Origin of the sequence: Arthrobacter sp. ZBG10 (assembly GCF_001238605.1) — a bacterium.
In the GTDB taxonomy this organism is placed as follows: domain Bacteria; phylum Actinomycetota; class Actinomycetes; order Actinomycetales; family Micrococcaceae; genus Arthrobacter.
The window spans coordinates 1-210 of record NZ_LFQH01000133.1 but is presented as its reverse complement, the minus strand read 5'-3'; the positions used below and the strand labels follow the sequence as shown (position 1 = coordinate 210).

The window sequence follows — 210 nt, the reverse complement described above, 5'->3', positions numbered from 1 at the left end:
CTCAGCGAATGGCGGGCCACCCTGATCGCCAAGGAAACAGCCTGCCTCACCGCCGCGGACCGGGCCGCCGTCGACGAAGAACTCGCCCCGGACACCGGGACCTTCCACGGAGCCGGAAACAGGACCATCACCACCGCCGCCCGGGCCGCCGCGTACCGGCTGGACCCGCTCTCCGTCACCCAACGCGCCGCCCGCGCCGCCAACGGCAGA

General features: G+C 73.3%; 1 pseudogene. It reads left to right on the top strand.

Features of this window, described 5'->3' with window-relative positions:
* A pseudogene (locus ACU18_RS20055) lies at positions 1 to 210 on the top strand (HNH endonuclease); the annotation flags it as partial.